Origin of the sequence: Pseudactinotalea sp. (assembly GCF_048594945.1) — a bacterium.
GTDB lineage: Bacteria > Actinomycetota > Actinomycetes > Actinomycetales > Beutenbergiaceae > Pseudactinotalea.
Window position 1 is genome coordinate 1 of sequence record NZ_JBMDXJ010000345.1, and the last position, 6,287, is coordinate 6,287.

Sequence of the window (6,287 nt, forward strand, 5' to 3'; positions counted from 1 at the left end):
GGCACCGGCACTCAACGCCCAGTCACCCGCCGACTCGGAGTCTGCGCAGGTGGCGCAGCTGCTGCAGGAGTTCCCGGACGCCGACCAGGCCTCGGTGCTCGTGGTCGTCACTCGCGAGGACTCCGGCACCCTCACCGAGGCCGATCGTGCCGCGCTCGAGGGGCTGCTGCCGGTCCTCGAGCAGCAGGCGAGCGCGGACCCCTCCGGTCCGATGGTGAGCGAGGACGACGCCGCCGCCGTGCTGATCACACCGATCACGGTCGGCGCGAGCAACACCGAGACGGCAGAGACGCGCTGGAGAAGGTGTTCACGCTCTCCCGCAGCACGAAGCTGTTCACCTGGTTCTTCTGGGCCTACAACGCCGGCGTGGTGCTCACCTCGGCGATGCTGATCTGGCACGGGACCCTCACCGTGCTGGGCGAGGAGTCCACCACGATGATCGCCGGCATCGCGGGTCTCGGGCACAGGCTGCTGACGGCGGGGATGATCTTGCTGTTCCTCACGCTGCGGCGGGCGATCGTCTCGCCCGAGCCAGCCACGGATCAGGCCCCCGCGACCGCGGGGGCCTGATCCCGCCGTCAGGCCTTCCCTCGACGGGCGGCCTTGACCAGGCCGTTGCCGATCTCCCAGACCGTGATCGCGATGATCGCGACCGCGGCGATGACATCGCCGCGGTCGGTCGCGCCGGTCCACCCCAGGTGCGTGATCAGCTCCGGGTTGAGCACGCGGTGCTGCAGCAGCAGCGGAACCACCACGGCCGCGAACGCCACCGCGATCACGGCGTTGACCGCGGCCACCGGCCAGGTCCAGCCGGCGCGGTAGAGCCACACCGCGTGCAGGGCCTCGGCGGCGAGCAGCACGAGCACGATCGTCAGCCATGGGCTCCACAGATCAGGGCTGAACACCGGGATCCGGCCCTCAGCACCGATGAACGGCGAGCCGATGTGCTGCCAGACCAGCAGCGCTGCCGCGAGCGTGAGCGCCACCAGCGAGGCGATCATGTCGGTCCGGCGGGAGCTGGACTCGGCGCTCGCGGGCAACATGTCCGGGTTCCAGGTCTCACTGAGTGTGGGTGCGACGCGTTCGGCGACCGCAAAGAACAGCGTGACCCAGAAGACGCAGTGCAGTGCCACGGTGAGGGCCGACCCGAGACCACTGGCGATCACCTCGCCCACGGCGGCTCCGCTGCTTGCGGTGCCCAGCGTGGAGATGATGCCCACGACCGGCGCCGCGGAGCACACCGCGATCAGCGTCACCCGCAGCCAGGTGTAGAAGACCCGCGGGCCGATCAGGTGCATCGGCCGCTGCCGGTACTCGGCGCTCAGCCGCAGGGGGTCGCCGAGGTCGGTCAGCGCCTGCCGCTCCGCGGATGCGTGGTCGAGGTCGCTGTCCTTGAGGGCAGCGACGGTGTCGTCGATCCGCTCCCGCAGCTCCAGGGCAAGGTCGTCGCGCTCCTTGCTGTCCTGGACGAACCGGGTGGCGGCGTGCACGTAGCGTTCGGTGAGGGTACTCATGTGAGGTCCTTCGTCAGGGTGCGCAGGCTCGCATCGAGCCGGCGCCAGTCGGTCATCAGGTCGTCGGCGAGGCGGGCGCCGTCCTCGCTCGTGCGGTAGAACTTGCGCGGCCGCGCCTCCTCGGTGTTCCACTCGCTGGTCAGCAGGCCCTGTTTCTCCAGGCGGCGCAGCAGCGGGTAGAGGGTGTTGGCGTCGACGGCGATGCCCTGGTCGGTGAGCGACTCCAGGAGCGCATAGCCATAGCCGGGCTCTCGGAGCACCACCAGAGCGGCGAGCACCACGGTGCCGCGCCGAAGTTCCTGCAGGTGGCCCGCGATGATGTCGGGATCGGTAGTCACGAGTAGCACGATAGTGTGTGGCGCACAGTAATGCAACACGAACATCTTTGTATCGTGACCGCTCCGCGATACACCCTTGACCTGACTGACCGACCTGTGGGTAGGTAGCCGTTGTGCGCCTGCATGTTCTCGGTCCCCTTCGCGTCGCGACGGCTGACGACGTATGGGAGCCGGTCGGGTCGCTCCAGCGCAGGCTGCTGGGCCTGCTGGTCGTCGCGGGCGCCCGCCCGGTCGCGGCCGACCTCTTGATGGATGCGCTCTGGGGTTCGGCCCCGGACGACCGGCGTGTCGGCCGTCTCCAGGTGCACGTCCACCGACTGCGCAGGCTGCTGGGCGACCCCGAACGGATCACCCACGGCCCGCTGGGCTACACGCTCGAGGTGGCCGCCGAGGAGGTGGACGCGCGCTCCTTCGAGGTGCGGGTCGAACGCGCGCTGGCCGGTGATGTGGTACGCAAGTCGATCCGGGGGCTCGAGGATGCGCTCGCGCTGTGGTCCGGTGACGCGTACGCCGGGATCACCGACCCCCTGATCGAGACCGAGGCACGGCGCCTCGCCGATCTCCGACTCGACGCGATCGAGGCACTCGCGACCAAGCATCTGGCGGCCGGGGACCCCGACGTGGCCGCCGACCTGGTGAGGGAACCGCTGGACCAGCACCCGTGGCGCGAGGGGTTCGCCGTCACCCGGATGGCTGCGTTGGCGCGCCTGGGGCGGCAACAGGAGGCCTTGCACGTCTACCGGTCGGTGCGCGCTGCCTTGGTCGACGAGCTGGGGATCGAACCGGGACCGGCGCTGCAGGAGGCCCAGGCCGCGATCCTCGCCGGCGAGCAGGTCGCCGTCAGTGCGCCTGCGGCGGTCCCGATCCCCTCGCAGCTCCCGCTGGCGCCGCCGGTGTTCACCGGCCGTGACGCCGAGCTCAGGCGGCTCGATCGTGCGCTCGGAGGCGGGGCAGCCGCGGGTCGTGCCCGGCTGGCTGTGGTCAGCGGCACGGCCGGCGTGGGCAAGTCGGCGCTCGCTCTGACCTGGGCGCGAGCGCACGCGCACGAGTTCCCCGACGGCGTGGTGCATCTCGACCTGCGCGGCTGGAGCGCCGACCGCCCCGTCCCGCCCGATGCTGCGCTCAGCCGCATCCTGCGGAGCTTCGGCGTGCCAACTCCCACCGGGGATGTGCACGAGCAGGCGGCCACGTTGCGAAGCCTCCTGCGTGATCGATCGGTGCTGTTCGTCCTCGACAACGTCGCGAGCGTCGACCAGGCGCGCCCGTTGCTCCCGAGCGCGCCAGGTTGCGCGGTCCTCCTCACGAGCCGTGACCGCCTCCCCGGACTCGTCTCGCACGAGGGTGCGGAACCGATCGCGCTCGAGCCCTTCGACGACCAGCAGGCCCAGCAGCTGTTGTCCCAGGTGCTGGGCTCCGAGCTCGGCAACGACCCGGACGCGGTTGCCCGGCTCGCGCGCCGCTGCGCGCACCTGCCGCTGGCGCTGTGCGTGGCCGCCGAGTACGTGCGCTCGCGCCCGGTGCTCGGCCTCGATGGCCTGCTCGCGGAGCTGACCGACGAGGGTGCCCGCCTGGACGTGCTGGACGGGGACGCCGATGGCGGTGTGCGCAGCGTCTTCGGCCGCAGCTACGACCGGCTCGAGCCGGGTGCGGCCTTCGCGTTCCGGATGCTGGGCCTGCTCCCGATCGCCGATCTGGACCTCCCGGCGCTGGCGGCGATGATGGGTGTCGAACTGCGGGAGGCACGCTCTGCCGTGGCCGCTCTGATGCGGGCCCACCTGGTCGACGAGCGAGTCGGTCGCGCAGGCTCGCCCCGCTACGGCACTCATGATCTGTTGGCAGCGTTCGCCGGCGAGCTGGCCGAGAAGATCGACGGCGGGACCGGTCAGGCAGCGGTGGACCGGCTCTTCGATCACTACGCGACCGGCGCGGTGCGGGCGGCCGCCATGCTGGACCCGGCGGTGTCGGAGGCGGAACCGGGCAGCGACGCCAACCGTGTCGAGCTGGCTGCATCGGGAGGCGTGCCAGGACCGGACCTGCCTGACACCGAGACCGCATCGACCTGGCTTGCGACCGAGCTCGGATCGCTCGTGGCGGCGGCAGCGGCAGCGAGCCACGCGGTCGACGAGCGACTCTGCGCGTGCGCCGGCGTCATGCACGCGCACCTGTACGGAGCCGGAACCGGGGGGAGGCGGCTCGGCCAGGCACTGCAGCGGATCGCGATCGAGGCGGCGAAGCGTCGTGGCGATGCTCGGGAGCTTTCCGAGCGCTACAACAGCATCTCGGTCTACGAGGCTGACCTCTGGCAGCTGGACAGTGCGCGCGAGCACATGGCGGCCGCCGTCGAGGTGATGGGGGATGGCGCGACCGAGCACGTCCGTGGCCGCTCGCTGCACAACCAGGCCATCCTGCTCATCTGGGAGTCCCGGTATCACGAGGCGCTGGCGATGTGCCGGCGGTCGCTGCGTCACTACCGGCGAGGAGCCGCGGCTCTCGACTCGACGAACACGCCTGCCCAGTCCGGTGCCCTCTCGGGATCGGGACAGGCAGTTGCTGCTCGCGCCATCGCGAATGCGCTCAACCTGCAAGGGTCGATCCAGCTGGACCTCGGCTCGTTCGAGGAGGCCGAGGTGCTGCTCGCGGAAGCAGGCGACCTGGCGAAGGCCCTGGAGGATCCGATCGTCACTGCCGTGGTGACCTACAACTGCGGTGAGCTCGCGCTGCGGTCCGGTCGGCTCGACGAAGCGCTCAGCCGGGCGGAGGAGATGGTCGCCTTCGTGACGAGTGAGGGCCTGGGCGCCTTCGAGGGGCAGGCGTGGAACCTGCTGGGGGTTGCTCGGACCGCCGACGGCCGGCCTCAGGTCGCCATCCCCATGCACCGCCGCGCGCTGCGGGCAGCCCGCGTTCTCGGTGACCAGTACCTGGAGGCAGAGTCGATGGTCAGGCTCGCCGAGGCGTACGCGGCGGCCGGAGACCCTCACGCAGCCCTGGCCGCCTTCCGCGAGGCAATCTCGCTCGCCGACAACCCTGCTGGTGTCGCCGAGCACGTGCGGGCTCTCACCGGTCTCGCGCGAACCTACGTCGATACCGGGATTCCCTCGGCTGCGCGATCCTGCCTCGAGGAAGCTGTGCGGCTGTGCGCGCCCAACGACCTGGACGCCGAGCCGATCCAGCGGGCGCTCGCGGACCTGCGGTGACGTGTGAGGTCGCCGAACCCTGACAGGATTGACCCCGACCGCCACGAACGACCCGAGCACTGGAGCCGGAATGCACCGTCATGAGCCCATCGACGCACGCCGCGTCGCACGTCACCTCGCCGAGCGGATCGCGCCTGCCGCGACGAGAGTGGTGGTGCCGTTGGCGGTCGAGGTGTGGGAGCCGCTCGCGGACTCGGGGGTGCCCGGGCAGTCCGAGCCGGTACCGCTGGCCGAGGGCCTCGCGGCGACCTACCAGCCGTTCGAGGTGGGCAGCAGCTGGGGACCGCCGTGGGGCACCACGTGGTTCCACCTGACCGGCACGGTCGCGCCGGAGGATCGCAGCGACGACCTGGAGGCCGTGGTCGAGCTCGGCTGGTCCGACGGCTCGCCGGGCTTCCAGTGCGAGGGCACCGTCTACCGAGCGGACGGCTCGATCGTCAAGGGCATCCACCCCCGCAACACCTGGATTCCGGTCGAGCTCGATGACCAGGGTCGCTTCGAGGTCTACCTCGAGGCCGCGTCGAACCCGGTGGTGAGCTCGTGGTCTGCCACCGAGCGCGGCGACATCCTCACCAGTGACCACGACCGCCAGTACGAGCTCGCCCGCGCCGACATCGTGCGCGTGCACCGCGAGGTGCGTGAGCTCGTCGCCGACGTGCACACCCTCGACGGCCTCGCCACCGTGCTGCCGGAGGACTCTCACCGGCGCGCCGAGCTCCGGGTCGCGCTCGACCGGGCGATGGACACACTCGACCTGCAGGACGTCCCTGCGACCGCCGCGGCGGCGCGCGAACAGCTGCGCGAGGTGATGAGCCGGCCCGCCGAGGGCAGCGCCCACCGTGCGGTCGCCGTGGGTCACGCGCACATCGACTCCGCCTGGCTGTGGCCGGTGCGCGAGACGCGCCGCAAGGTGGCTCGCACCATCGCCAACGTCCTCCGCCTCGCCGACGACGGCCAGCCGATCGTGTTTGCCTTCCCCGCCGCCCAGCACTCCGCGTGGCTGCAGCAGGACCACCCCGACCTGTTCGCCCGGCTGCAGGAGGCCGTGAAGGCGGGTCACGTGGTGCCCGTGGGCGGCATGTGGGTGGAGTCCGACGCCAACCTGCCCGGCGGCGAGGCGATGGTCCGCCAGCTCGTGGAGGGTGCCGCGTTCTTCGAGGAGGCGTACGGGTACCGGTGCGAGGAGGTGTGGCTGCCGGACTCCTTCGGCTACTCCGGCGCGCTGCCGCAGCTCGCCAAGC

At 71.2% G+C, this 6,287-nt stretch carries 4 protein-coding genes and 2 pseudogenes; 4 read left to right on the forward strand and 2 right to left on the reverse strand.

From position 1 onward, the window contains the following. Both ACOJSN_RS15645 and ACOJSN_RS15650 read left to right on the forward strand, forming a co-directional pair. Positions 1 to 391: pseudogene (locus ACOJSN_RS15645) on the forward strand (hypothetical protein); the annotation flags it as partial. Beyond that, complete coding sequence (locus ACOJSN_RS15650) at positions 304 to 570, forward strand: DUF2871 family protein (protein WP_420113421.1); 267 nt, start codon at positions 304 to 306, stop codon at positions 568 to 570. The pseudogene ACOJSN_RS15645 and the gene ACOJSN_RS15650, both read left to right, overlap by 88 nt. 8 nt (positions 571 to 578) lie before the next feature. Here ACOJSN_RS15650 and ACOJSN_RS15655 read toward each other — a convergent pair whose 3' ends face one another. After that, the gene (locus tag ACOJSN_RS15655) at positions 579 to 1,514 is read right to left on the reverse strand and encodes a permease prefix domain 1-containing protein (protein ID WP_420113422.1); all 936 of its coding nucleotides are present in this window, start codon (positions 1,512 to 1,514) and stop codon (positions 579 to 581) included. Continuing rightward, entirely contained in the window at positions 1,511 to 1,852 is a 342-nt protein-coding gene (locus ACOJSN_RS15660; RefSeq protein WP_420113423.1) for a PadR family transcriptional regulator, read from the reverse strand. The genes ACOJSN_RS15655 and ACOJSN_RS15660 overlap by 4 nt, the downstream gene beginning before the upstream one ends. 113 nt (positions 1,853 to 1,965) lie before the next feature. Between ACOJSN_RS15660 and ACOJSN_RS15665 the strand changes: the two genes are divergently transcribed. Both ACOJSN_RS15665 and ACOJSN_RS15670 read left to right on the forward strand, forming a co-directional pair. Next, the gene (locus tag ACOJSN_RS15665) at positions 1,966 to 5,046 is read left to right on the forward strand and encodes a BTAD domain-containing putative transcriptional regulator (RefSeq protein WP_420113424.1); all 3,081 of its coding nucleotides are present in this window, start codon (positions 1,966 to 1,968) and stop codon (positions 5,044 to 5,046) included. 70 nt (positions 5,047 to 5,116) lie between these two features. Then, positions 5,117 to 6,287 (forward strand): annotated as a pseudogene (locus ACOJSN_RS15670) (alpha-mannosidase); the annotation flags it as partial.

Bases quoted from the DNA above. Each gene is read 5' to 3' on its own strand.
- ACOJSN_RS15655 (WP_420113422.1), bottom strand. From the start codon at position 1,514: ATGAGTACCCTCACCGAACGCTACGTGCACGCCGCCACCCGGTTCGTC.